The sequence below is a fragment of the Corynebacterium hesseae genome (genome assembly GCF_037850265.1).
Lineage (GTDB): Bacteria > Actinomycetota > Actinomycetes > Mycobacteriales > Mycobacteriaceae > Corynebacterium > Corynebacterium hesseae.
The window spans coordinates 1917163-1942213 of record NZ_CP137211.1 but is presented as its reverse complement, the minus strand read 5'-3'; the positions used below and the strand labels follow the sequence as shown (position 1 = coordinate 1942213).

The 25051-nt window shown below is 61.8% G+C and carries 21 protein-coding genes, 1 tRNA gene and 1 other RNA gene; 14 read left to right on the top strand and 9 right to left on the bottom strand.

The features are described from left to right. Window positions 1-172: 172 nt before the first annotated feature. The 3 genes from R3O64_RS09070 to R3O64_RS09060 all read left to right on the top strand — a co-directional run bounded on the left by R3O64_RS09070 (window position 173) and on the right by R3O64_RS09060 (window position 2452). Window positions 173-805 carry an excalibur calcium-binding domain-containing protein gene (locus R3O64_RS09070; RefSeq protein WP_070596524.1) on the top strand — a complete coding sequence of 211 codons (633 nt, stop codon included), beginning with the start codon at window positions 173-175 and terminating at the stop codon, window positions 803-805. Between the two features lie 10 nt (window positions 806-815). Next, window positions 816-1619: a serine hydrolase domain-containing protein gene (locus R3O64_RS09065; RefSeq protein ID WP_339016728.1), complete on the top strand. Its 804-nt coding sequence runs from the start codon at window positions 816-818 to the stop codon at window positions 1617-1619. Between the two features lie 398 nt (window positions 1620-2017). Further along, complete coding sequence (locus R3O64_RS09060) at window positions 2018-2452, top strand: hypothetical protein (RefSeq protein WP_339016727.1); 435 nt, start codon at window positions 2018-2020, stop codon at window positions 2450-2452. A 3-nt stretch (window positions 2453-2455) separates the two neighbouring features. On the opposite strand, the gene R3O64_RS09055 is transcribed toward R3O64_RS09060, so the two are convergent. Both R3O64_RS09055 and R3O64_RS09050 read right to left on the bottom strand, forming a co-directional pair. Further along, entirely contained in the window at window positions 2456-3235 is a 780-nt protein-coding gene (locus tag R3O64_RS09055) for an HAD-IIA family hydrolase (RefSeq protein WP_070519713.1), read from the bottom strand. Further along, complete coding sequence (locus R3O64_RS09050; protein ID WP_101735548.1) at window positions 3232-3534, bottom strand: acyl carrier protein; 303 nt, start codon at window positions 3532-3534, stop codon at window positions 3232-3234. The genes R3O64_RS09055 and R3O64_RS09050 overlap by 4 nt, the downstream gene beginning before the upstream one ends. A 26-nt stretch (window positions 3535-3560) precedes the next feature. On the opposite strand from R3O64_RS09050, the gene R3O64_RS09045 reads away from it, so the two are divergent. Then, on the top strand, window positions 3561-4574 hold the full coding sequence (locus tag R3O64_RS09045) for an alpha/beta hydrolase (RefSeq protein ID WP_339016726.1): 1014 nt from the start codon (window positions 3561-3563) through the stop codon (window positions 4572-4574). Between the two features lie 204 nt (window positions 4575-4778). Here the strand turns inward: R3O64_RS09045 and aceE are convergent, their stop codons facing one another. Further along, window positions 4779-7535: a pyruvate dehydrogenase (acetyl-transferring), homodimeric type gene (gene aceE / locus R3O64_RS09040; protein WP_339016725.1), complete on the bottom strand. Its 2757-nt coding sequence runs from the start codon at window positions 7533-7535 to the stop codon at window positions 4779-4781. Between the two features lie 173 nt (window positions 7536-7708). Between aceE and R3O64_RS09035 the strand changes: the two genes are divergently transcribed. Continuing rightward, window positions 7709-8146, top strand: a complete 438-nt coding sequence (locus R3O64_RS09035; RefSeq protein WP_070517365.1) for a DUF3052 domain-containing protein — start codon at window positions 7709-7711, stop codon at window positions 8144-8146. 110 nt (window positions 8147-8256) lie between these two features. Continuing rightward, window positions 8257-8329 (top strand) — tRNA-Val (locus tag R3O64_RS09030). Window positions 8330-8579: 250 nt separating this feature from the next. Here R3O64_RS09030 and R3O64_RS09025 read toward each other — a convergent pair. The 3 genes from R3O64_RS09025 to R3O64_RS09015 all read right to left on the bottom strand — a co-directional run bounded on the left by R3O64_RS09025 (window position 8580) and on the right by R3O64_RS09015 (window position 11009). Then, the gene (locus tag R3O64_RS09025) at window positions 8580-9365 is read right to left on the bottom strand and encodes an excalibur calcium-binding domain-containing protein (RefSeq protein ID WP_339016724.1); all 786 of its coding nucleotides are present in this window, start codon (window positions 9363-9365) and stop codon (window positions 8580-8582) included. Between the two features lie 137 nt (window positions 9366-9502). Beyond that, on the bottom strand, window positions 9503-10486 hold the full coding sequence (locus R3O64_RS09020; RefSeq protein ID WP_070562701.1) for an SURF1 family protein: 984 nt from the start codon (window positions 10484-10486) through the stop codon (window positions 9503-9505). A gap of 31 nt (window positions 10487-10517) precedes the next feature. Then, on the bottom strand, window positions 10518-11009 hold the full coding sequence (locus tag R3O64_RS09015) for a low molecular weight protein-tyrosine-phosphatase (protein ID WP_070519723.1): 492 nt from the start codon (window positions 11007-11009) through the stop codon (window positions 10518-10520). A gap of 102 nt (window positions 11010-11111) precedes the next feature. Between R3O64_RS09015 and R3O64_RS09010 the strand changes: the two genes are divergently transcribed. From R3O64_RS09010 to R3O64_RS08990, 5 genes are all read left to right on the top strand, one after another. Beyond that, entirely contained in the window at window positions 11112-11960 is an 849-nt protein-coding gene (locus R3O64_RS09010; RefSeq protein WP_070519725.1) for a Nif3-like dinuclear metal center hexameric protein, read from the top strand. Then, a complete protein-coding gene (locus R3O64_RS09005; protein WP_070519727.1) occupies window positions 11961-12677 on the top strand; it encodes a zinc ribbon domain-containing protein in 717 nt (238 codons plus the stop codon). Continuing rightward, window positions 12674-13855: a bifunctional RNase H/acid phosphatase gene (locus tag R3O64_RS09000; RefSeq protein ID WP_101735552.1), complete on the top strand. Its 1182-nt coding sequence runs from the start codon at window positions 12674-12676 to the stop codon at window positions 13853-13855. Before R3O64_RS09005 ends, R3O64_RS09000 begins: the two co-directional genes overlap by 4 nt. A gap of 15 nt (window positions 13856-13870) precedes the next feature. Continuing rightward, window positions 13871-14304, top strand: an RNA gene (rnpB, locus tag R3O64_RS08995) — RNase P RNA component class A. A gap of 35 nt (window positions 14305-14339) precedes the next feature. Continuing rightward, the gene (locus R3O64_RS08990) at window positions 14340-15743 is read left to right on the top strand and encodes an RNB domain-containing ribonuclease (protein WP_339016723.1); all 1404 of its coding nucleotides are present in this window, start codon (window positions 14340-14342) and stop codon (window positions 15741-15743) included. On the opposite strand, the gene R3O64_RS08985 is transcribed toward R3O64_RS08990, so the two are convergent. Then, complete coding sequence (locus R3O64_RS08985) at window positions 15740-17011, bottom strand: galactokinase family protein (RefSeq protein WP_339016722.1); 1272 nt, start codon at window positions 17009-17011, stop codon at window positions 15740-15742. The two genes, R3O64_RS08990 and R3O64_RS08985, sit on opposite strands and share 4 nt — an antisense overlap. 146 nt (window positions 17012-17157) lie before the next feature. Here R3O64_RS08985 and R3O64_RS08980 point away from each other — a divergent pair, with 146 nt between their 5' ends. Continuing rightward, window positions 17158-17346: a hypothetical protein gene (locus tag R3O64_RS08980; RefSeq protein WP_339016721.1), complete on the top strand. Its 189-nt coding sequence runs from the start codon at window positions 17158-17160 to the stop codon at window positions 17344-17346. A gap of 135 nt (window positions 17347-17481) precedes the next feature. Here R3O64_RS08980 and R3O64_RS08975 read toward each other — a convergent pair whose 3' ends face one another. Together R3O64_RS08975 and R3O64_RS08970 are read right to left on the bottom strand one after the other, a co-directional pair. Beyond that, window positions 17482-19206: a CYTH and CHAD domain-containing protein gene (locus R3O64_RS08975; protein WP_339016720.1), complete on the bottom strand. Its 1725-nt coding sequence runs from the start codon at window positions 19204-19206 to the stop codon at window positions 17482-17484. Window positions 19207-19316: 110 nt separating this feature from the next. Then, window positions 19317-20186 carry a DUF2786 domain-containing protein gene (locus R3O64_RS08970; protein ID WP_246819424.1) on the bottom strand — a complete coding sequence of 290 codons (870 nt, stop codon included), beginning with the start codon at window positions 20184-20186 and terminating at the stop codon, window positions 19317-19319. A 406-nt stretch (window positions 20187-20592) separates the two neighbouring features. On the opposite strand from R3O64_RS08970, the gene R3O64_RS08965 reads away from it, so the two are divergent. Both R3O64_RS08965 and R3O64_RS08960 read left to right on the top strand, forming a co-directional pair. Continuing rightward, window positions 20593-21930: a glutamine synthetase family protein gene (locus R3O64_RS08965; protein ID WP_070519741.1), complete on the top strand. Its 1338-nt coding sequence runs from the start codon at window positions 20593-20595 to the stop codon at window positions 21928-21930. A gap of 7 nt (window positions 21931-21937) precedes the next feature. After that, window positions 21938-24997, top strand: a complete 3060-nt coding sequence (locus R3O64_RS08960) for a bifunctional [glutamine synthetase] adenylyltransferase/[glutamine synthetase]-adenylyl-L-tyrosine phosphorylase (RefSeq protein WP_339016719.1) — start codon at window positions 21938-21940, stop codon at window positions 24995-24997. Window positions 24998-25051: the final 54 nt, after the last annotated feature.

Genomic DNA, 25051 nt, shown 5'->3' with positions numbered 1-25051 from the left:
TGCAGCGACGTAATGCGCTACATTTTTGATATCGGCGCGGCGGGCTCATCCGTTAACTCATGCGGTGTAGCCCGCTGCTGATTTCCAGCTCGCTGTGGCTTTCGGGCGTGATGTAGTCCTCGGATGAGCGCGATTTCCTGCGGGGTAGTGCTGCAGGATATAACTTGAGTTTATGAAGAAGTTCTCTCGTGCGGCCCTCGCCGCCTCTGTTTCTGTATCTGTCGCACTGTCCGTTGTTGTTCCTGCTCAGGCGGAGACCACGGCCCCTAACGCCGAGGCAACCGCAACGGTTTCCTCCGAGTCTGACTCCTCCTCCCAGGAAGCTGATTCCTCGAGCCAGGGTTCTGGCTCCTCCAACACGGACGAGGATGACGCCGAATTCCAGCAGTCCTCCGAAGGTGAAATGATTGCACTCGGCGTGGGTATTACCGCAGCGGTCCTCGCGGCTGCCGCCGGTGGCGTGTACTGGGCGGTGCAGCAGCGCATCATTCCGAACCCGCTGCCGGGCATCATCCCTTCTCCGCCGGCACCAGCTCCGGCACCGGCACCTGCTCCTGCACCGCAGCCTGCCCCTGCCCCTGCCCCCGCGCCGAAGCCAGCTCCGGCTCCTGCTCCAGCCCCGGCGCCCAAGCCGGCTCCCGCACCTAAGCCGGCTCCGGCCCCGAAGCCTGCCCCCGCGTCCTTTACTCGCTGCGCAGACGTGTGGAACGCACTAGGCCGCCCGATCTATGCGGGTGAGCCAGGTTTCCGCTCCAAGTTCGACCGCGATGGTGATGGCGTAGGCTGCGAGCGCGATCCTCGTTAAGCTGGAGCGCATGAGCGCATTTTCTTCCCTTGAGTCCTGGCCAGTCGATACCGTTGCCGCCGCCTTGTTGCACCGCGGCGAGGTAGTAGAGCAGCTGGGGGATGCCTCCCGCCGCTTCCCGGTGGCCTCCGTGACCAAGCTGGTGGCCGCCTATGGGGTGATGGTGGCCGTGGAAGAAGGGGCGGTGGAGCTGGATCAGCCGGCAGGCCCTGAAGGCTCCACGCTGCGCCACCTCTTGGCACATGCCTCGGGCGTGGGCTTTGATTCCCGCGAGCCACAAAAGCCCGTAGGGGAGCGCCGAATCTACTCCTCGGCCGGCTATGAATGGGCCGCCGAGGAAGTAGAAAAGGCCACCGAGATTCCTTTTGCTGAATACCTTGCTGAAGGCGTGTGTGCTCCTCTGGGCATGCGGGCCACTACCTTGGAAGGCTCGGCCGGGCACGGTTTGGTTTCTAGTGTGGAGGATCTCGCTGCCTTTGCCGGCGAGGTCTATTCGCCGCGCCTGCTCGATCCTTCGACGGTGGAGGAAATGCGCAGCGTTCAGTTTCCGGGACTGCGGGGCATCGTGCCCGGCTATGGCAGCTTCAAAGATTGCACGTGGGGGTTGGGCTTTGAAATTCACGGTGAGAAGCAACAGTGGATGGGTGGCTTGCCCGCCGATGCCGTGGGGCACTTCGGTATGAGCGGTACCTACCTGTGGGTGGCTGGTGACTGGGCCATGGTTGCGCTGACGGACCGTGATTTTGGTGAGTGGTGCAAACCTTTGTGGGCCGAGACCAATACGTCCATCTGGCAGGAGTGCCAGGCGGGTTAGCCGGGTGTCATGACGGTGTTGAGCGTCGTCGCGGCGTACCGTAGGGCACCGAAACGGGGGTAGTGGGGTAGCTGTGGCGACAACGCGCGCGTGTTGCACGCGTTTACTTATGTGACTGAAGTGATTGATGGGGTGAATTTCGGGGTGGAAGTCTCAAGTTCTTGTTGAGGCTGTGGGGGCTTAAGCGCAGGTTGAGGGTTGTTGTGGCTCAAGTGGCGGGGGAAAATTGTGGGCACACAACGACGCACCGTGTGGCCGCATACTGCGGCCGCACCAAGCGGTGTTCGCGCCTCGGCGCGAGTGACGTGATGAAGACAAGTTCGTAGGGGAAGACGAAGCTCGTCTTGCGTCGGCGCATGCCGGCGTGCCATCACTCGCACGTCAAAGGAGTTTAAGGAGTGAATCAACGCGTTCACCCGCAGCTGGCCGGTGCCGCCGCGCCGGCCGCTTCAGCCAACCCACTTGGTAGCCCGGCAGATAGCTGGCCCAACCGCGCCTGCGGTGAGGTCTGCACCGCCGTGCTGCAGATCTCGGGCATGCCGCGCAGTCTGCGCCCTGCCATCGAGCGCGCCATGGCGCGCTGCATCAGCAGCGAAAGCGAGTTCATAGTGCCTGGTGATGACCCGCTGACCGCCCAATGGTGTACCCGTTGGCACCGCGACCCAGTATGGGATCCGCTTAGCGGCCGCGTTCCCGACAACGCAGGCGGCCTCGGGATAGGCTGCCAGCAAGTCATTACGGGAACGCCCAGCGAACTGGACGCGTTAGGCCGCGCCGTAGAGATGTTGGCGGGGGAGTACGGATTCAGGGGCGTCGTCAAGCGTGCGGTCTAAGTTCTAGTCCGCGAAGGGATCCAGGATGCGCTCCGGAAGTTCCGCCACGGAGTCGATTACGTGAGTCGGGCGGAAAGGGTAGCGCTCGATGATGCTGTCATCACTGATGCCTGAGCGCACCAGGATGCTGCGCATGCCTGCCTCCAGACCGGACTTGACGTCGGTATCCATGCGGTCACCGATCATGACGGTATTTTCCGAGTGCGCGCCGATGTTATTCAACGCGCTGCGCATCATGACGGGGTTCGGCTTGCCCACGTAGTAAGGCTCGCGGTTGGTCGCCGCAGTAATGAGTGCCGCGACCGCACCCGTGGCTGGGAGCACGCCTTGCGGGGCCGGGCCCGTGACGTCCGGGTTGGTGGCAATGAAGCGCGCGCCGTCGCGGATAAGGTTGATCGCCGTGGTGATGGCTTCAAAAGAATACGTGCGGGTCTCACCCAAGACCACGAAGTCCGCGTCGCGGTCGTTGAGAATCCAGCCGGCCTCGTGTAGGGCGGTGGTCAGCCCGGACTCGCCCACGACGTAGGCCGTGGACAGGCCAGCTTGAGTGGACAGGAAGGCCGCCGTGGCCGTCGCCGAGGTCCAGATGCGCTCCGCCGGGATGTCCAGGCCAGTGTTCTTCAGACGTGCGGAGAGATCCCGCGGGGTGGACATCGAGTTGTTCGTTAGCACCATGTACTCGATGTTGTTATCCTTCAGCGCCTGGATGAATTTATCCGCGCCGGGAATCATTTCCCCTTCCTTGATGAGGACGCCGTCCATGTCTGAGAGATAGGAAATCACGAGTGTTCCTCCACATAATCAGCAAGTTCGCCCACCGTGGTGACGGAGAGCATGGTTTCTTCGGTGAGGCGGACTCCGCAGGCTTCCTCGAGGCGCACGGCTAATTCGATGCGCTCGAGCGATTCAACCCCCAGGTCCTCCAATTTCGCTTCGCGCTCCAGGCCTTCCTCCACGCCGGTCACCTTCGTGATGAGGCGGGTGAGCTCGCCGTATGCGTCCCCGGCTGGGGAAGCTTCTTTTTCTTCTGCCGGCGCGGAGCCGAAGCGGGCTTGGAGTTGCGCTGAAAGGTCATTAGCCATGGAGCCCAGTCTAGTATTGAAATGTCATGGTTATTCGAGCACGTTCCTCCGCCATCGCCCGCAGCTGGTCGCGCCGGGCCCGCCCTCGCATGCGCTCCATCGAGCACACCGTCCACGGTCAGTTGCATGATCTCACGACAGAGCCGGGCCTGACCGGGGTGACGGACTCGGGCTTCGTGGACAACGACGGCGTGCGCGTGGCATGGTACGAGGTAGGCCCGCAGGACTCGGAGGTCACCGTGGTTTTCATCCACGGCTACTGCTTGTCTGCTGAGAGCTTCTACTCCCAGGTCAACGACGTGCGCCGCAACTACCCTTCGGTGCGCTGCCTGCTTGTCGACGTCCGCGGCCACGGCCAATCCACCCACGTCACTCCCGCGCAGTGCACGGTTCGGGGCGCGGCCGACGACGTGCTGGCCGTCATCGCTGAGCGCGCCGCCGAGGGGCCGTTGGTGCTGCTTGGGCACTCGATGGGCGGAATGATTGCGCTCAACCTGCTGCGGCGCGCCCCGCGGGAGGTTTTTCACCGCGTTAAGGGCATGACGCTGGTGGCTACCTCGATGCAGCGCTTTGCGGCCGAGGGCGTGGCGCGCGTCTTGGAATCGAAGACGCTGGGCATGGTCTATCGCGCTTGTTTGCGGTTGCCGAGCCGGCTCAACCGCGTGCGCTTCGAGGCCGCGGCGCTTATCGCCCCGGCCTTCGCGGCACTGTTGCAGGGCTTCCCGCAGATGGACAAACTGCAATTCCACGTGGCGATGCTGCTAGATACCCCGATGTCGAGCTACGCAGGCTTCTTCGACGATCTGGTGGAGCACTCCGAGTTCGGCGCGGCGGCCAGGCTTAGAAACGTGCCGGGCGAAATTGTGGTGGGCAGCCTTGACATCGTGACCCCGCACCGCCAATCGGAGGTCATTGCCCGTCACTGGCCGGACTCCACTCTGACTGTCATCGACGGCGCCGGGCACATGGTCATCTTGGAGGAACCCAGCGAGGTCTCCAAGGCTTTGGGGCGCGTCCTCGATGGAGTGCTGGGCAGCTAGGGTCTGCTGCTGATGGCGGTTGAGCCTTCTTTTGGCGTTGGCTGGGCCACGCGCGGTGCCCGAACTGCCCGTTCTGCCAAAGTTATAGCCTCTGATTCAAGATCTGGCCAGAACTTTGGCAACAAGGGCAGTTGCCCCTCGGCTTGGACATGATAAAGCCCCTCCTGCTCAGGCAGAAGGGGCTTGAGGTTTTAGGCTCTAGCCTTAGTCCTCATCGGAGGACGTGGAGAGGGTGGACGTCGGGTCGTCGAGCTTGAGCTCGCGAGCTGCCTTCTCCACGGTGCTGCGCTCCACCTTGTCCTCGCGAGCCAAGCCCTCGAGGACTGCGACGACGATGGACTCGGCGTCGGTGTTGAAGTAGCGGCGGGCACCCTCGCGGGTATCAGAGAAGCCGAAGCCGTCTGCGCCCAGGACGATGTAGTCACCCGGGACGTAGGGGCGAATCTGCTCCTGCAGGTCCGTGGCGAAGTCGGAGACACCGACGAACGGTCCCTCGAAGCCCTTGAGCTGGGAGGTGGCGAATGCCTCGGTGGGCTCAACGCCCTTGCGCAGAGCTTCCTTGTTGCGGGCAGCGCCGTCGCGCGCCAGCTTGACCCACGAGGTGACGGAGAACAGCGACGCCTTGACGTCGTAGCTTTCAGCCAGGATTTCCTGTGCGCGCAGGGCCTCGTACATGCCCACACCGGAAGCCAGGATGTTGGCCGGGATGGAGCCGGACTCAGCGGTGTTGTAGTGGTAGATGCCCTTGTGCAGGCCCTCGACGTCGAGGTTCTCCGGCTCGGCAGGCTGCTTGACCGGCTCGTTGTACACGGTGATGTAGTACATGATCGGCTCGTTGTCCTCGCCGTACATGCGCTCGATACCGCGCGGAACCAGGTGCGCAATCTCGTAGCCGAAGGCTGGGTCGTAGACCTCCACGGCCGGGTTGGTCGACGCCAGGATCGGGGAGTGGCCGTCCATGTGCTGCAGGCCCTCGCCGGTCAGGGTGGTGCGGCCGGCGGTAGCGCCGATGATGAAGCCGCGGCCCAGCTGGTCGCCGGCAGCCCAGAAGGCATCGCCGGTGCGCTGGAAGCCGAACATCGAGTAGAAGATGTACAGCGGAATCATCGCCTCGCCCTGGGTGGCGTAGGAAGTAGCAGCTGCGGTGAAGGATGCGGCTGCGCCTGCCTCAGAAATACCCTCGTGCAGAATCTGGCCGTCGGCAGCCTCGCGGTAGGAGAGCATGAGGTCATGATCCACCGGGACGTAGTTTTGGCCGCGCGGGTTCCAAATCTTGAGAGTTGGGAACCAGGAGTCCATGCCGAAGGTGCGGGCCTCATCCGGAATGATCGGAACGACGCGCTTGCCCAGCTCCTTATCGCGCATGAGCTCCTTGAAGGTACGCACCAGAGCCATGGTCGTTGCCACGTCCTGCTTGCCGGAGCCCTTGCGCACCGAACGCAGCTTGGACAGATCCGGGGTGGCGAGAGTCTCGAAGTTCTCACGGCGCTCCGGCAAGAAGCCACCCAACTCGTTGCGGCGCTCCAGCATGTACTTGATTTCTGGGGCGTCCTTGCCCGGGTGGTAGTACGGCGGCAGGTACGGATCGGCTTCGAGCTGCTCGTCGCTGATCGGGATTCCCTGCTTATCACGGAAGAGCTTCAGATCCTCCAGCGTCAGCTTCTTCATCTGGTGGGTCGCATTGCGGCCCTCGAAGTTGTGGCCCAAGCCGTAGCCCTTAATGGTGTGGGCCAGGATGACCGTCGGGCGGCCGGTGCCCGCGTAGCTCAGCGCCTTGTCGTATGCGGCGTAGATCTTGCGGTAGTCGTGGCCGCCGCGGCGCAGTGCCCAAATCTCATCATCGGACATGTCCTCAACCAGCTTGAGCGTGCGCTCATCACGGCCGAAGAAGTGCTCGCGGACGTAGGCGCCGTCGTTAGCCTTGAAGGTCTGGTAGTCACCATCAGAGGTGGTGTTCATGATGTTGACCAGGGCGCCGTCCTTATCGGCTTCAAGCAGCTTGTCCCAGCCGCGGCCCCAGACAATCTTGATGACGGACCAGCCGGCACCGCGGAAGAAGGACTCCAGCTCCTGAATGATCTGGGTATTGCCGCGCACCGGGCCGTCGAGACGCTGCAGGTTGCAGTTGACAACGAAGGTCAGGTTGTCCAGCTCGTAGAGGGAAGCCATCTGCAGCAGACCGCGGGACTCCGGCTCATCCATCTCGCCGTCGCCGAGGAAGGCCCAGACGTGCTGCTTGGAGGTGTCCTTGATGCCGCGCTTCTCCAGATACTTGTTGAAGCGTGCCTGGTAGATAGCGTTAATGGGGCCAAGGCCCATGGACACGGTGGGGAATTCCCAGAAGTCCGGCATCAGGCGCGGGTGCGGGTAGGACGGCAGGCCCTTGCCTTCGCCGCGCGAGTGCTCCTGGCGGAAACCGTCGAGGTCTTCCTCGGTGAGGCGGCCTTCCATGAAAGCACGTGCGTAGACGCCCGGTGAAGCGTGGCCCTGGAAGAAGACCTGGTCACCGCCGGAGGGATCATCCTTGCCCTTGAAGAAGTGGTTCAAGCCCACTTCGTAGAGCGGGGCAGCACCTGCGTACGTGGAAATGTGTCCACCGACGCCAATGCCCGGGCGCTGTGCGCGGTGCACCATGATGGCCGCGTTCCAGCGGATCCAGCGGCGGTAGCGCTTCTCCAATTCCTCATCGCCCGGGAACTCCGGCTCGAGGGAGGTCGGGATGGTGTTGACAAAATCCGAGGACGTCAGGGACGGCAACGGCACGCGCTTGGCGGTAGCGCGCTCAAGAAGACGCAGCATGAGGTAGCGGGCGCGCTCCGGATCGGAAGAGTCCAGTAGACCGTCGAGGGAGTCCATCCACTCGCGGGTTTCCTCCGGGTCGGAGTCGTGCAGGTATGCTGCCACGCCATCGCGAACGATGGGAAAGTTGGAGTCGCCGTTGTGGGCGTCCAAGTCGGCCATTAAATCCTCCTGGTTCGTAGTACAAAGATCTGCTCCTAGGATACGCGCCGCTTTCACAGCGGGGCATTTGGAGGCCCCCAGGGGTGGTTTCATGGGGGAAAATGTCCACCACTGGGGAAGATAGGGGGAGGTTCGTCGCGAAAAAGTGCACCGTAGACGTTAAAATACTCTGCATGACATCAACTACTTCATCGGAAGGAACTCAGCGAGTGACGGGATTTGCAGCCAAGCTCGGCATCGAAGAGGGGCAGATTGCTCTGGAGCTTGGCTGGGACGAGGACTGTGACTCCACGATTTCTGAGTCCATTGAGGACGTGTTGGGGGAGGACTTCCTCGATGAGGAGACCGACGAGCTGTGTGACCTCGTGTTGCTGTGGTGGCGCGCGGAGGACGGCGATTTGGTCGATGGGCTGGTCGATGCCACCCGCCCCCTGGGTGATTCGGGCCGTATCTGGCTGCTGACCCCAGGTGCTGGAAAGCCGGGCAACCTCGAGCCCGGTGAGATCTCCGAATCCGCACAGCTGGCTGGTCTGGTGCAGACCAAGGCTGAGCGCCTCGGCGAGTGGCAGGGTTCCTGCCTTGTGGCCCGCGGCTACACCAAGAAGCCTTAAGGACTAGCGCAGGATATGCCTGCTCACGCGGCATTCGCAGCGACTAGTTGCACCCTGATTTGTTGCTGCGGGTGCCCATAGGCTAATCTTGTGCGAGCACACAGTGCACTGCGGCTTTAGCTCAGCTGGAAGAGCAACTGGTTTACACCCAGTAGGTCGGGGGTTCGATCCCCTCAGGCCGCACAAAATGGAAGGCCAAACCAACTTTAAGGTTTGGCCTTTTACTTATTCCCGGGTTGATCCCGGATGAGGGGATGAATGAAGTACTTACGCGTGTTCACGGAGGTCACTTTTGCCCCGTAAGTATTTCAAACTACTTTTCTCCAGAAGTGCGCCCAATCCTAGGTGGCGCTACACGGAGCTTGAACAGGAAAGCCTCAAGCACATGTAAGGCGAAGTCGTTAGGGATGCCTTGATCAGTGCGTCCCTTTCTCTACCCGACCTTGTCACAAGCGATACCGTCGCCGTCGCGGTCTAGGCGTCGGCTATAGCCAGGGCTTCCCGCAGTCATATGAGAATAGCCTGCTTCTTGGGCTTCCTCGCAGCTTCTAAAATTCAAATCAGCTGGCGGCTGATCAAGTTGAGGCGCCGGCTGTTGCTCAAACTGCTGTTGCTCTTCGATCTCCTGCTGCAAACGTTGCTGTTCAGCTTCTTCCCGCTCAGCTGCTTCTTGCTCGGCTTGACGCCGTTGGGACTCCACAATTTCCTCTTGTTTGCGTCGCTCTTCCTCTGCAGCACGAATCTCGTTGTCGCAGTCTTCTGTCCAGCCGTGTGAGCCATCAGTGAAAAATGTATTTTTAGCCCCATCAATGGGTTCACATCGATCAATTTGCTTCGGCGGGGTGCTAGTTGTGGGCGACTCTTCGGTGCTCTTGGGGCCCGCTGGCTGGGTCGAGGTTTCTGGCTCAGTCAGATGTTCGCTGGAATCTTCTTGACTCGTACGAGGAGAACTGGGAGCAATTAGTCCTCCGACGAGAGCTGAGAGAATTGCAATTGCTGTAATGATGCCCCAGTGGCGTTTAAGCGGGGCGGCACCATTAGTCTCTCGCCGTTGGTGTAACAGATACCAAGCACTAGGAAGGACGAAGGCTAGGCCTATGAAGAGTCCTCCAGCAAAGCTTCGAAAAGATCCTGAGGCTATACTTCCTACGATTATCAGTGCGCCGAAAATGATTCCGCCCCAAGCGAGGAAGTTCTTAAACTTTAATTTCTTGTTCATATGTACAAATGGTGAGAATCCAAGTAGGAACTCGGTATAAGCCCTAGTGATACTTGGTAGTTGGTAACTCTAGTTATTGCAGTCTACTGCGCTTGAGCAGGGGACGAAGGAAACTTGAGCTCACTAATATTCAGGTGCTAGTAGCGCTCCTGACCGCGCTCACGGATCTTCTCGTAGAAGTCCGGCTTGGCGGAGCCATATCGCGAGCGGGAGCGGCGCGAAGGCTGCGTGGCAGCCGCAGGCGTCGAAGGCGGGGCAGCAGGCATCGTAGCATCAGAGTGCTCGCCGGAAGGAGCCTCGTGCGCGGAGCTATCGACGTCCGCAGCCGCATCGGGGGAGCTGGTACCGGCACCGGTGGCGGCCGCAGTGGCCTCAGCAATCAGGGCATCCTCATCGCGGGCGCGGCGGCGCTCCCGGATCTCAGACCACACGAAGTAGGCAAAGCCCAGCGGCGCCATCACACCGAAGGCAATCCACTGGTAGCCATAGGACAAGTGGTTGCCGCGGTCCAGCTTTGGAACCGGCAGCGCATGCAGCTCACCTGGCTGCTCGGGGGAGAGTTGGAGGTAGTCGTGGGCGAGGGGGACGTCGACAAGCTCTGCAATCTGCTCCGTATTGATGGAGTAGACCTGCGTGTATCCCTGTTCCTCAATGGGTGCGGAGGTGTGCTTGCGTTCGTCGTAGCGCGCCATGGCCACGATGGTGACCTCGCCCTGCGGGGCCGGGTCGATGTGGGGGACGGAGTTGCCCTCGTCCGTGGGCATCCAGCCGCGGTTGACCAGGAAGGTTTCACCAGACTCGGTTTCAAAGGGGACCAGCGACTGGAATCCCGGGGCGGATTCCACCGGGCGCAGGCGCAGGAGCACCTCATCTTCTGAGAGGTAGTGGCCGGTTAGCTCCGCGCGTTCCCACTCCTTGTGCAGGGAGCCATCAGCAGAAAAGACTTCGGTGACCGGCTGGGGGTCGGCGTCGTAGGCCTCCTCAATGAGGTGGTTGCGCTCCACAATCTGCGCGTCCTTATTCAGCTGCCACGGAGCGAGCACCGTGAAAGACAAATAGGAAAACGCGACGATGAAGATGAGAGAGAGCACCCACCCAGGCTTGAGGAATGTCTTAAGCATGATGACCAGTCTAGTAGCCGCGCAGAATTATCTAGCCGTGGTTTTCTTTAATCCAGTCGAGCAGCCCCGGAACGGAAGCATCGATCTCACTGCGGGTGCGGGCGAAGTCCTCCTCCGTGCCGTAGAAAGGATCCTCCACGCTGGCATCCTCCGGTGAGTTCGGATCGAAGCTGCGCATGAGGCGCACCTTGTCTTCCGGGATGCCGCGCTCGATGAGGGCATCGCGGTGGCCGGTGTCCATGGCCACGAAGAGGTCCGCGTCCATATGGTCCGGACCCAGCTGGGCGGCCTGGTGGCCGGCGCCATCGTGGCCGCCGCGGCGCAGCTCAGCCACGGCGCGCTCGTCCGCGCCCTGGCCCACGTGCCAGCCGCCGAGGCCGCAGGAAGAAACTCGCGCGAGGAGATCGAGCATGTCGGTCTCCATGGCGTCGCGTGTAATGATTTCCGCCATGGGTGAGCGGCAAATGTTGCCCGTGCACACGAAGACGATGTGGAGCTGGTTGTCGTTCTCCGGAGGCGTCATGCAAAGGCTCCTTAAGCTAGAGGGGTGCGCTGGCGAACGAAAGCTAGGATATAGCAGCGACGCGACTGACGTGAAACCTTAAGCCAACAAGGAGCATACGAGATGGCAGAACGAACGACCGTTGGCGAGATCCGCCGCGTAATCCACGAGGCCTACCCGCCGCAGCTGGCCGAGTCCTGGGATGCCGTTGGCCTGGTGTGCGGCGACCCCACAGACGAGGTGAGCACCGTGGCCTTCGCTCTGGACTGCACCCAGGAAGTGGCAGACAAAGCCGTGGAGCTCGGCGCGCAGATGCTCGTGGTGCATCACCCGCTGCTGCTTCGCGGGGTGACCTCGGTGGCGGCGGATACGCCGAAGGGCAAGGTCATCCACACTCTGATACGCAATGGCGTGGCCCTGTTGGCCGCGCACACCAACGCGGATAAGGCCCGCCCGGGTGTCAACGACAAGCTGGCTGAGCTCGTCGGTATCACGCCCGGCCGCCCCATCGTCCCGGTGGAGCCCTATGAGAACCTCGACGAGGCCTTAGGGCTAGGGCGCGTGGGCGAGCTTGAGCAGCCGGTGACTCTGCGCGAATTCACCCAGCGCGTGGCCGATGCCCTTCCGGAAACCGAATGGGGAGTGCGCGCGGCCGGCGATCCGGAGCGCATGGTGAAGAAAGTTGCCGTCTCCAGTGGCTCGGGGGATTCCTTCCTGGACCACGCGGCGGCTCTCGGCGTGGACGTCTACGTCACCTCCGATTTGCGCCACCACCCAGTGGATGAGCACCTGCGCGCCGCGCACCTGGCGGAGCCGGAGGGCCCGGCCGTGGTGGATACCGCTCACTGGGCCAGCGAGTTTCCCTGGACTGCCCAAGCGCGCGATATTGTGGAGGACGCATTGCGCGTGAACACCGAGATCATCGATGTCCGCACCGACCCATGGACGATTTCTGCGCATAAGGAGAACTAAATGAAACTGCCACAGGACCTGCAGAGCATCTTGCTGGAGCTGGCCACCCTCGAGCGCTCCCAGGCGCTAGGTGGGGCAACCACCATCCCGGAGCAAGAGGAGTACGAGAAGGCGCAGGCCGCACACGCCCGGCTTGTCGACGCCTCCGGCTCCGCCCAGCTCGCCGTCGACGACATGGAACTGGAGATCTTGCGCATTCAGGCTGACGAGCGCAAGCTGCGTCAGCGCGAGCGCGATGACAAGGCGCAGCTTGGTGCTGCGACCGACCCAGAGACCCGCAAGGACCTGGAGCACGATCTCTACGCTGCAAAGTCCCGCATCGCGGATCTTATGAGCGAGCTACAGGAAGCCCATAACGAAATCCACGCACTGCGCGCCAACCTTGATGTTCACGGCGCGAAGGTCTCCGATTCCGAGCGTAAACTCGAAGTACTCAAGCGCGCGGCCGAGGCCGCCCAAGAGGCCGCGGCGAACCGCCCGGATCCGCAGGTGCGCATCGGCGAGCTGCGCGAGCAGCTGCCCGCGGATGTCCTGGAGGAGTACGAGACCGTGCGCGAAGAAAACGGCGTGGGCGCTGCGGCCTTCACCGGGCGTGGTTGCGGTGGTTGCTTCATCGTGCTGCCGCCGGCCGAGCAGAACGCGGTGCGCAACGCTGCTGCCGACGAGGTTCCGCAGTGCAGCGACTGCGGCTCCTACCTGGTGCGCCCGGCCTCATGAAGCTAGTCATCTTTGCTGACGGCGGCTCCCGCGGCAATCCCGGGATCGCCGGCTCCGGAACTGCGGTCTATAACGAGGACCGCTCGCAGCTGCTCAGGGAAATCGCTTACGTCGTGGGCCAGAAGTCCACGAATAACGTGGCCGAATACCACGGGTTGCTGCGCGGTTTGGAGGCCGCGGTGGAGCTGGGCGCGGATGAGGTGGAGTTCTATATGGACTCCAAGCTCGTGGTGGAGCAGATGAACGGGCGCTGGAAGATCAAGCACCCGGATATGCAGAAGCTCGCCATCGAGGCGCGCCGCCTGCTCAACCAGATTCCGCGCTTCAGCCTCGAGTGGGTTCCGCGCGCCAAGAACTCGGTGGCCGATGAGCTCTCCAACGTGGCGATGGACGCCGCCGCGAAGGGCGAGCCCGTGGGCATCCTCGATATGGGTGCCGGCGACGCCGTTGAAACCGGCGCCGCTGTCGATGCTGCGGGCAGTGAAGAACCCGGCGGGGAGGCAGGGGAGACGTCGCCAAGCACGGCGTCTTCAACCGCGGCCGACTGGCGCTCCGAGACCGGACAGTCCACCCGCTTCATCCTGCTGCGCCACGGGCAGACGGCGATGTCCGCCGCCAAGCAGTACTCCGGGCGTGCAAACCCCGAGCTGACCGAGCTGGGCAAGAAGCAAGCGCTCGCCGCCGCCCAAGCCCTGGCCGATACCCACATCGATGCCGTGGTGTGCTCGCCGCTGCGCCGTTGTCAGCAGACGGCTGCCGCCGTGGTTAAGGGCCGTGAGCTGCGTGTGGAAACCGTCGAGGACCTCATCGAGGTGGACTTCGGGCGCTGGGAAGGCAAGACCTTCGCCGAAGCCGATGCCGCCGACCCCGAGCTCCACGCGCGTTGGCTGAAGGATACGTCCGTGGCCTGCCCGGGTGGCGAGTCCCTGCGCGCAGTGCACCGCCGCGTCAGTGCTGCGCGCCGCGAGCTGCAGCAGCGCTATGCAGAGCAGACTGTCCTCGTGGTCTCCCACGTCAACCCCATCAAGTCCTTCGTGCGCCAAGCACTCGATTCCGGACCGCAAACGCCCAACCACCTCTTCCTTGAGCTGGCTTCCTTGAGTGAGGTCGAGTTCTTCGAGGGCGGTAGCACCCTGCACCGTTTCAACGATGTGGGGCATCTGGGCGCGCTGCGATAAACTAACAGGCGCGAATGAGCCGACCGGGCAAACGCGTTCCGTCGAACCGGCCCCTTCATGGGGCTAGGCGCGGGCCGAGGAAAGTCCGGACTCCACAGAGCACGGTGGTTGCTAACAGCAACCCGGGGTGACCCGCGGGAAAGTGCAACAGAGAGTAGACCGCCGCGTACCTCCGCTGCGTTTCGGCGCGGCGAAAGGGAAGCGGTAAGGGTGAAAGGGTGCGGTAAGAGCGCACCAGCACTGTCAGCGATGGCGGTGGCTGGGTAAACCCCACTGGGAGCAAGGCATCACGGCCCGCCACGCTTGCGGGCCCGATCAGGCGTTAGTAGGTTGCTCGCCGAAGCCTGAAGGTAGCTGCTTGAGCCAACTGGCAACGGTTGGCCTGGATGGATGTTTGCCACCGCGCCACGCGCGCGGCACAGAATCCGGCTTATAGGTTGGCTCATTCGCACCCACGCTTTTATTTTTGGAACAATGGGGCAGCATGAAACTGTATGCCGCGCCCTTGGACTTTCGGCCCATCGCCGAGGAATTTTCCGTTCCGACAGACTTCCCGGAGGACGTCACCGCACAGGCCGCCTCCGCGCAGGACCGCTATGCCGAACAGCGCCGCGATGCCCGCGACATCCCGCTGGTGACCATCGACCCGGCCGGCTCCATGGACTTGGACCAGGCCGTCTTCATCGAGGCGCGCGATGGCGGCTACCGCGTGCTCTATGCCATCGCGGATGTCGCCGCGTTCATCGAACCGGGCTCCGCACTGGAGCAGGAATCCCTCAAGCGCGGCCAGACCATTTACCTGCCCGATGAGCCGGCGCGGCTGCACCCGGCAGAGCTCTCCGAAGATAGGGCTTCGCTGCTTGCCGACGTCGACCGCCCCGCCGTCCTCTGGACCTTTGACCTTGACTCCGCAGGTGAGGTGGAGGACTTCTCGGTGGAGCGCGCGCTTGTGCGCAGCCACGCGCGGCTGGACTACGACCAAGTGCACGCCGACTTGGAGAAGGGCACGCTGCATTCCTCCATCGCCTTGCTGCCGGAGGTGGGAAAGCTGCGCCAGGCTTCCTCGCTGCGCCGCGAGGCGATCAACTTGCGCATTCCCTCGCAGCGCGTATCCGAAAGCAGCGATGGGGAGAAAGGCCATTACGAGCTGGTCATGGAGCCGCGTCATGAGGTGATGGACTATAACTCGGAGATTTCCCTGCTCACCGGGATGTGCGCGGGGCGGCTGATGGAATCACACGGTGTTGGATTCCTGCGCACCCTATCGGCGGCCACCCCGGAGGCTGAGGCCACCTTCCGCTCTGAGGCGGAGGCCCTGGGCTTTGAGCTGGGGGAGAGCAGCATCTCTGAATTCCTGCATTCCGTGGATGCGGATTCGCCGCGCGGGATGGCGGTGATGCGCGAGGCCCAGCGTTTGCTTCGTGGTGCTGACTACGTGTGGCTGGAGGATGGCCAGGCGGACGTGCACGCGGGAATCGGCGGCTACTATGCACACGTGACGGCCCCGTTGCGGCGTTTAGTTGACCGCTTTGCCACGGAGGTCTGCCTGGCGCTCAGCGGCGGCTACGAGGTTCCGCAGTGGGTGCGTGAGCGCGCCGGGGATGTCATTTCCACGATGCGCTCGACATCGCAGCTGGCCTCCCAGGTGGATAAGGCCTGTTTGAACCTTACGGAGGCGACGGTCTTGGCGCCGTGGGTAGGCACCAACTTCGAAGCCGTGGTGGTTGATGGCGGGGAACAGCGCGAGAAGGCGCGCCTCTTCGTCCTAGACCCGCCGGTGATGGGGCAGGCCGTGGGGCGCCCGGAGACCGGCAAGGAAACGATGGTGTCCTTGGTCAAGGCCGACGTTGAGGAGCGCGATGTGCTCTTCGCGTGGCCGGCGGACTAGTCCTCGGTGATTGCTGGGCTTCCGGCAGTAAGCGGGACGACAAGCAGGCCGTCCTCGGCCAAGTCGGCCGCAAAGTTTGCGGCCTTGGTGCTCGGCACGTAGGCGATGACCGCGGAGGACGTGCCCGCGTGGGCGGAGCGTGCCGCGACGGCGCCGCGCGCGGTGGCCAGCTGCGCGAGTTTCTCCGCGGAGCTGAATTCATACACGGTGGACAAGGCTGACTGCGACTGCGTGAGGAGCGGGAAAAGCTCGGTGCCGCGGCGCGAGCGCAAAGCGCGGGCAACTCCTTCGGCGCGCTCGGTTTCCTCTGAGTAGAAGGTCAGCCACGCGGTGGCTTGCGCGATGGTCGGCTGATTCTCGGTGCCGTGCACCTTGTGGACAGCGGCGAGCCACTCGAGGACGCGTTGGGGTGCATCCGGCAACAGGCGCAGCGAAGGCGTGCCGAAGGCGCGGCAGGCGGCGTCGATGAATCGCTCGCGGGTGCGAATCTCTGCGACGGCTTCTAAGGAATCGGCATCACTTGGCACGGCCAGCGCGAAAGCCGCGATGTCTTTGTTGACCATGTGCGGTGCCTGGGTGACGGAGCCGTCGGCGTAGTCGATGATGGTGATGGACTCACCAGCGCCGCGCAGCGCGGCGGAGTGGCGGGCGCGCAGCGCAGGGAATCGGGCGAAGGTGCCAACTGCTTGGGAACACACCTCCGCGATGCGGGCACGCAGCGGAGCATCATGCAGATCATCTGCGTTGCCGAGCAACGCTAGCGCTGTGGCAATGTCGATGGCTGCGGCGGCGCCGAGCCCGGTCGAATCGGGGATGTCGTTGACCACGGTGATATCGGCGCCGGCGGTCTCGCGGGTAAGGAGCTGGCGGTTGATCATGGTGTAGATGATGCCGCCGAGGCGCGCGGCGATGGCCCCTTCGGGTGCAGGGGGTTCGATGGGTTGGCCTTCGGAATCGACGCTGGGCTGTTGCTCCGCGGCGAGGGAAGAGACCTGCTCGAGGGAAATTTGGTCTTCAACGGTCTCGCCGTTGGTGTGCTCTAGGCGAACCTTGACCAGGCCGTCGCTGCGGGGGCTGACAGCTGCTGCCGCGCGGATGTTGGCCAGGCCCATGATGGCGATGCCGCCGTAGTGATCGATGTGCTCGCCGATGAGTGCCCAGGTGGCAGGGGCGCTGGCAACATGAGCTGCATCAACGCCCACGTTCTCGCGGTGTGCGGCGCGAACGCGGTCGACGGCCGGGGTCGAAGGGGCAGTCCACAGGGGCATCGGGAAGGTTCTCCTTTGCTGGTGGCGAAAGCCTGCCTAAAAGAAAAGGCAGGAGTAGGTGACCAATCTATTCTAACGGGCGAGGCCCGCGGGCGGTCTGTAGTGTGGGGTGCACTGATTACTTGCCCGACAGAACGGAGAAAACTATGGCTGAGGCTGACAACAAGTGGTTCTACGACCCGTCTACCGGCGAGGTATCCCAGGGAAAGGTGTCCGGCTGGGAGAACCGCATGGGCCCCTACAACTCCCGCGAGGATGCCGAGCGCGCTATTGAAATCGCGCAAGCCCGCACCGCCGCGGCTGATGCTGAGGATGCCGCCGAAGACGATAACTAGGCGATAGCTAAACGTCTCATGGCCGGCCATGAGGCGGATGCGAAAAGCTCGGGCCCACACCACCGCAAGCAGGCGATGGTGTGGGCCGTTGTGGTGACTGCACAACTACACAGCCACGCAGGATGAGCCGGCGGCTTAGCGCAGCTTCTTGCGCAGCGGCTTAAACGCGGACTTGATGGCTTTAAAGCTGTCCGAGTAGGCGTTGAGTGCTTCCAACCCGATGACGCGCTCGCGCTGGTAGAGCAGACCATAGCCGAAGGTATCCTCGCCACGCCGGCGTGCGGTTTCTGCCAATTCGAGCAACTTATCGCGAGATGTCACGGAATCCTGGAAGTCTCCCAAGACAGATTGCATCTGCTTGCAGGCCTTGTAGAGGTTCTTGGTTTTTAGCGTGGTGGCTGAACCAGCGGCCTCAGCTGCATAGCGCAGTTTCTTTGCGGCCTTGCGCATATCGTGGAAGTACTCTTCACGTTCATGCAGTGTCAGCTCGGTGTTATCCCAGTTAGAGATAGCTTTCTTGTGGCGCTTGACCAGCTTGTCATAAGCCTGCTTGAGGTGCAGTGCCATGACCGTGTCAAGATCGTGGGACTCTTCTTCATCGCGTTTGGCGTGTTTCGGCGCATAGTCCTTCGCTGCGTCCTGCTGCTCAGATGATTCAGCGGAAGCTGTATCAGCGGAATCAGATTCCCCCGCACCATTGTCCCCGGCGCTGGTGTCTTCGTCAGCTGAAGCATCCTCGGCGGCGACTGGCGGGTTGGAAAGGAATGCGTCGAGCGCATCGAGCAGAGCCAGGTACTGGTCAGAATCGAGAGCGGCGATGACACGACGATGCGCGCGGCGGTAAGCGCGGCCCATATCGTGCGCGATGTGTTCGCGGGTGGCTTCATCAAGCACATCGGAGTCCTCGGAGGCGAGGAGATTCTGCCAGCGCTCTTCCACGACCTCGGCGTCACGAGCAACGCCAAGCATGGCAGCAAGCTCCTTGAGATCGGACTCTAGGCGCTTGATCTCGGGACCCACGACAATGCCGTGGAAGGTTTGAAGGTGGCTGCGCAATTCGCGGGTAGCAACGCGCATTTGGTGCACGGAATCCCACTCATCACGGCGTACCCGCGGATCAAACTCGACGAGCTTATCCCGATTAGCTCGCAGTGCCTCCACGACTGCCGCCGCGGGGGAGCCGGGCTCCACGTTAGACGTTGCGAGTGCTGGGGGAAGCTCGACATTGTTGATGGACTGCCCCAATGCTGACTTCAGCTTGGACGGTGAGGAGGAAACCCGCGCGCCAGAACTGATCAACAGGGAGGTGGCATGACGCAGTAGCGCGCTGCCCTCCTTCGTACCGGGCAGTTCTCCTGCGAGCTCTACTTCCCACTCGCGCCATGTGCTCTGAGAGCCACCTGGTAGGAAAGAGAATGCGGTGACATGGTCATCGCAGAACTCAGCGACAGGCTGCTCGTCCGTGTTTACGAGGAGCAATTCGGTGCGGTTGTTGTCCACTTGTGCAATGGGTTCAAGCGGGTGGTTACGGATCACCGAACGAACCTGGTGGAGGAGTTCGGCCGGGACTTCGTACTTGCCGTCGACGGGTTCACCGAGTTCGGCTCGGATTTCGGTACGACCTTCCGCGCCGGGAATTTTGATATGCCAGCCATCGTCATTTCCACCGGTGCGGCGCCGCAGCGTGATCTTCGCGTGGGTAAGGCGGAGATCCTCAGTGTCGTAGTAAATCGCCGACAACGAGTGGTGGCGAGTTTCTGCGACTCGGGCTACCTCATCGAGGCGGGCGAGATCTGGTACCGGGGTGGTTTCATCCACGGCGAACTTGGCTTCGATTTCAAGAAACGTCTTTGGAGACATGTACACACCTTCGTCGGGGAGCGAAATGATAAAAGAAGAGGTATAAAACCTCTGCACTGCCTTCTAGGTTACCTGGCTAATAGTGCAAATGTGCCAACCCTTGCTGGTCCTTAACCGGTGAGTTGGCGGCGCCCACCCAAGCCCGAGGAATCACCACCCAAGTGGGAATTCTCCGCGGCAGTTGCACCTGCGGACATCCCTGCATGGTTCCTCATTGCTAAGGAGATGGTTCGCGAATCAGGGAAGAGGTGATCAGCTAAAGCTTCTGCCTTATGTCTGCGTACTTCCACCGCTGATAAAGATCGCTGAGCGAGGGCTACGTCGTTTTTCCTTTTGGCGTTGCTGCCCGCAGCCGAGTCTGTCTGTTTCTCGTCGTGAGGCGCCAATGAGGCGTTCGCTTCCTCCAAAAGCTCCCCAATGCGGGTGGCGTAGGCCAAAATGAAGCTTCGGCGAAACGACGCCACATTGCCGAGTAATCGCGCGTTGTCGGCAGCCTCCCCATGAGTCATGTGCCATTCGCACTGCCGCAGGAGGGAAGCGAACAGGTCGCTGACATGATCAATGTCCGCCTCGGCGCCAAAGACGGTGATGATTCCCATGGGGTGAAGCTTGAGGACGGTGCATCCATTTCGATCCGCGATGACGCTAAGAAGCGTGGTCTTGTGGTTGATATAGGGCGCGCTGATACGGATGCGTGTGGACATCACCGTGTCCGGGGATTCGGCGAGTGCCTCATCGAGGCGGTGCCGTTGTTGGAGGCTCTGTGCTTTGGCAATGAGCGCACTGGCTTCCTCTTCATAAGGAGTGGATTCAGCCTTTCGCAGAAGCTGGGTGATCTTGTTGCGGAACCGATTCTCTTTGCTGTCTTGGCTTGCCCGAGAACTAGTTTTCTCTGCTGCGAGCACGTCAACGTCACGCAGCGGGGGCAGAGCGGAAGTAGCGTCAATGAGCCGTATGAGGTCATCGGTCGACATAGTCATCGAGTTAGGCGGGGAGACGCTCAACCATTCCTTGCGCAGCACAGTAGAACTAATCTGCGCGGGAATATGAGCAGCGGCACGATAAATAAGAGGGTGGCAAAAGCTGCCTAGGACGTGGAGTAAGTCCTTAGGTGACCATCCTTGACTGGCAGCTTGGCAAATGAGCTCGAGTCCTCGTGCGCTTAAGGTTCCGTGGTGGTTGTTCATAGCTATTCCTGTTCCGTTTGTATGGGTGCATATGTTCGGTTGTGGGAGCCATTCAAGCACGTGAAGTTGACATCTGGCCTAAGAGTCGAAAAAATTTGCCCCCGAGATACTCTTGCCAACTGGGGCAATAGTTGGCGGGGCGGGGGCAAAAGATGCAACTCCCGCCGTTACTTGGGCCCGCGGCGGTAGGGTTTAGAACATGAACAGCCAACACGAATTCGTCCTTCGTACAGTTGAAGAACGCGATATCCGCTTCATTCGCCTTTGGTTTACTGACATCTTGGGGGCGCTGAAATCGGTGGTAATGAGCCCCTCAGAGTTGGAATCTGCCTTCGAGGAAGGTGTTGGCTTCGATGGTTCCTCGGTGGAAGGGTTCTCCCGCATCTCAGAGGCCGACACTATCGCAATGCCGGACCCTTCAACCTTCCAAATCATGCCCTTTGACAAGGAGGAACCGGAGCTTCTTTCGGCGCGCATGTTCTGCGACATTACCCAGCCCGATGGGCAACCTTCTCTGGTGGACCCACGCCACATTCTGCGCCGTCAGGTTACTGAGGCTGCCAATGAAGGGTTTACGTGCAAGGCTTCTCCTGAGATTGAGTTTTATCTCTTGGAAGACGCCCGCGATATCAATACCCTGATTGCCACCGATAACGGAGGCTACTTCGACCAAGCCACGCACGATAATGCCCCGAGTTTCCGGCGCCGGTCGATGTACGCGCTGGAATCCATGGGCATTGCCACGGAATTTAGCCACCATGAAACCTCACCTGGGCAGCAGGAAATCGATCTACGCCATGCCGACGTGCTGTCCATGGCAGACAACATCATGACTTTCCGCTACCTCATTAAAGAGGTGGCCTCCCAGCAAGGAGTGCACGCCACATTCATGCCGAAGCCATTTGAGCATCGCTCGGGCTCGGGCATGCACACGCACTTGAGCCTTTTCGAGGGAGATTCCAATGCTTTCCACGACCCCGACGATGAGATTTCACTTTCCAGTACGGGGCGGCAGTTTATCGCCGGCATCCTTGAACACGCTGTGGAAATGACCGCAATCACCAACCAGTGGACCAACTCCTACAAGCGCCTGATGTTTGGCAGCGAAGCCCCGGGATCAGTGACGTGGGGAATCTCCAACCGTTCGGCGTTGGTTCGAGTTCCTACCTATCGTCTTTCCAAAGAAATGTCGCGTCGCGTTGAAATCCGTTCACTAGATTCAGCGATGAACCCCTACCTGGGCTACGCGGTGTTGCTTGCCGCTGGCCTGCGTGGAATCAGGGAAGGCTATGAGCTTGGTGATCCCGCCGAGGACGACGTCCATCAGCTGACCCGTCGTGAGCGCCGCGCGATGGGGTACAAGGATCTGCCAAGCAGCTTGGACCAGGCGCTCCGTGAATTCGAGCGCTCTGAGTTTATGGCGGAAGTCCTAGGAGAGCACGTCTTTGAGTACTTCCTGCGCGCCAAGTGGGATGAGTGGCACGAGTATCAGCAGCAGATCACCGCATTCGAGTTGCGCAACAACCTGAATTTCTAGGAGAAGCATGCGTCCAGCATCTGTACCGTCCCCGGCAACTCTTGGCCTTACCCGGCCAACTGCTGCGGAGGACTTGTCCCGCCTTGGGTGGGATAATCCTGAGTCCCTTGAGCTGCTGTGGACCCTGGCCGCGGCCGGTGATCCCGATATGGCCCTCAATACGTTAATGAGGATCATCGAGTCAGCGCCTGAGATTGGTCCGGCGATGCGTGAAGACGAAACCTTCCGGGTACGTTTGATGGCCCTGTTGGGCGGCTCCTCGGCGTTTGGTGATCACCTTGCCGCCCACCCGGAGACCTGGCGCGAGCTACAGCGCCCGCTGCCGACTCCCACGGAAATGCTGCACACCTTGTTGGAAGAGGTAGGCGCGGAACCGGCGACGTATGCCGAGCAGCCCACTCGTCCTGATACCGCGAGCCCCGATCTGACCTCTCCCGGCACATACCGAGCGGCTCCCGGAGACCACAAAGCATCGCTCAAGGTGGCCTACCGGACGCTCATGATGCGCATCGCCGCTCATGACCTCGCAGGGACTTTCCATTCGCGCAAGGGACAGTCACGGCCGCAGCCGCGGGTGGGCTTCCGTGAAATCACGCGGCTGACGACGGCCCTCGCTGACGCCTCCTTGACGGCAGCGCTCGCCGGTGCTGTCCGAGTGGTCTACGAGGACCAGCCACTCGATGCGCAGCTGGCAGTCATCGCGATGGGTAAGTGCGGTGCGGGCGAATTGAACTACATCTCCGACGTGGACGTGATCTTCGTGGGTTCGGAGGCAACGCCACGGATCACCCGTCTCGCGTCAGAATTCAATCGAATCGGCTCGGCGTGCTTCTTTGAGGTCGACGCCAACCTGCGCCCGGAAGGCAAGTCTGGTGCACTAGTCCGAACTCTGGATTCGCACGTGGCCTACTACAAGCGGTGGGCGGAAACGTGGGAATTCCAAGCCCAACTAAAAGCGCGGCCGCAGACCGGCTACTTGCCCTTGGGCACGGACTATCTCGACCAGATCGGACCCATGGTGTGGACTGCATCGCAGAGGGAATCCTTCGTGGAAGACGTCCAGGCTATGCGCCGTCGAGTGCTGGACAACGTCCCGGAGGATATGCGCCTTCGCGAACTCAAACTCGGCGAGGGCGGCTTACGGGACGTGGAATTCGCCGTCCAACTATTGCAATTGGTTCATGGCCGCTCAGATGAATCGCTGCGCACGCTGGCGACGGTCGATGCCCTCGCAGCGCTCGTGCGCGCCGGGTATGTCGGACGCGAAGATGGCACCCAGCTCATCGAGGCCTATGAGTTTCTTCGCTTGCTCGAGCACCGCCTTCAGTTGGAGCGCTTCCGCCGTACCCACACATTGCCGGAAAAAGATGACCTCAAGGCGCTGACGTGGCTGGCCATCAATTCAGGATTTCACCCACAGGGGCATCAATCAGCAGCGGATCGGATGAACGCCCACCTGCGGAAAATTCGCCTGCTCATCTCTGAGCTGCACTCGCGCTTGTTCTACCGCCCGCTGTTGAATTCCGTGGCGTCGATGTCTGCGGATGAGCTCAAATTGTCGCGAGAAGCAGCGCTTTTGCAGCTGGCAGCACTTGGCTATCGCCACCCGGATCGCGCCTTCGAGCACCTCACCTCCCTGGCGGCTGGGCAGTCACGCAAGGCCCGTATCCAGGCCATCCTGCTGCCGACCTTGATGGAGTGGCTCTCAAACACGGCCGATCCAGACATGGGCCTGCTGAATTATCGCAAGCTGTCTGAGGCGGCCTACGACCGAACGTGGTTCCTGCGCATGCTTCGTGACGAAGGCGTCGTCGGCCAGCGCCTCATGAAGATATTGGGCACCTCGCCATTTACATCGGAGCTCATTATCCGCGCGCCGGACGTCGTTAAGCAGCTCTCCGATGGCGCGGCAGGGCCCAAGCTATTGGAAACCAAACCGGCGCAAGTTTCCTCCGCCTTGATTAATTCCACCAAGCGTCACGCGGACCCTGACAAGGCCGTGTCGGTTGCCCGAGCCCTTCGCCGCGCGGAGCTGGCGCGGATCGCTGCCGCGGATCTGCTGGGATTCTTACCGGTCCAGCAGGTGTGCTTTGAGCTGTCCACCATCTGGAATGCAGTGCTGGAAGCCGCGCTGCGCGCCGAAGTCAGGGCCTGGAGGCTGGAGAACGATGACGCCGAACCACCAGCCCGCATCGCCGTGATTGGAATGGGGCGGCTCGGCGGCATGGAGCTGGGCTTTGGCTCGGATGCCGATGTCATCGTGGTGGCAGAGCCAACCGAAGACAATGCCGAAGAGGAAGCCCTGCCGTGGGCAATTGGCATTATCGAGAAACTGCGCCGCCGCTTGGCAAAGCCTTCCGGGGATCCGCCCCTGGACGTTGATTTGGGCTTGCGCCCAGAGGGTCGGTCGGGAGCAGTTGTGCGCTCGATCGAGTCCTATGAGCGTTATTACTCGCAGTGGGGCGAACCCTGGGAGATGCAGGCACTACTCCGCGCGGCTTTCGTGGCGGGGGACAAAGACGTCGGGCAACGTTTCCTCACCATGGTGGATGCCTTCCGCTATCCGCCGCAAGGCGTGAGCGAGAAGACCATCCGCGATATCCGCAGAATGAAAGCGCGCGTTGATAACGAGCGTTTGCCGCGCGGCGCTGACCGCAATACCCATACCAAGCTGGGGCGCGGCGGGTTGACCGATATCGAATGGACCGTCCAGCTGCTGCAGATGATGCATGCTCACGACGTGCCGGCGCTCCATGATCCCTCCACACTGCGCGTCCTCGACGCCCTCGAAGAGAGCGAGGTCATTCCAGTCCAGCAAGTGCGGGAGCTGCGGGAGGCCTGGTTGTTGGCCACCGATGCCCGCAACGCCCTGGTACTGGTGCGTGGCAAGCGCGTGGACCAGCTTCCGGCACCGGGCCCCCAACTGGCGCAAGTGGCTGGTGCGGCCGGCTGGGAGCCCGAGCACAACCAACAATTCCTAGAGCACTACCTCAAAGTCACCCGGCACGCCCGGAAGGTAGTCGACGAGGTGTTTTGGGGTGAGACTGAGTCATTCGAGCACGATTAGTAGAGCACAGCGAGGGCAGGTGTGTATCCTCCCTGACCCGCACCCTGAGTTAAC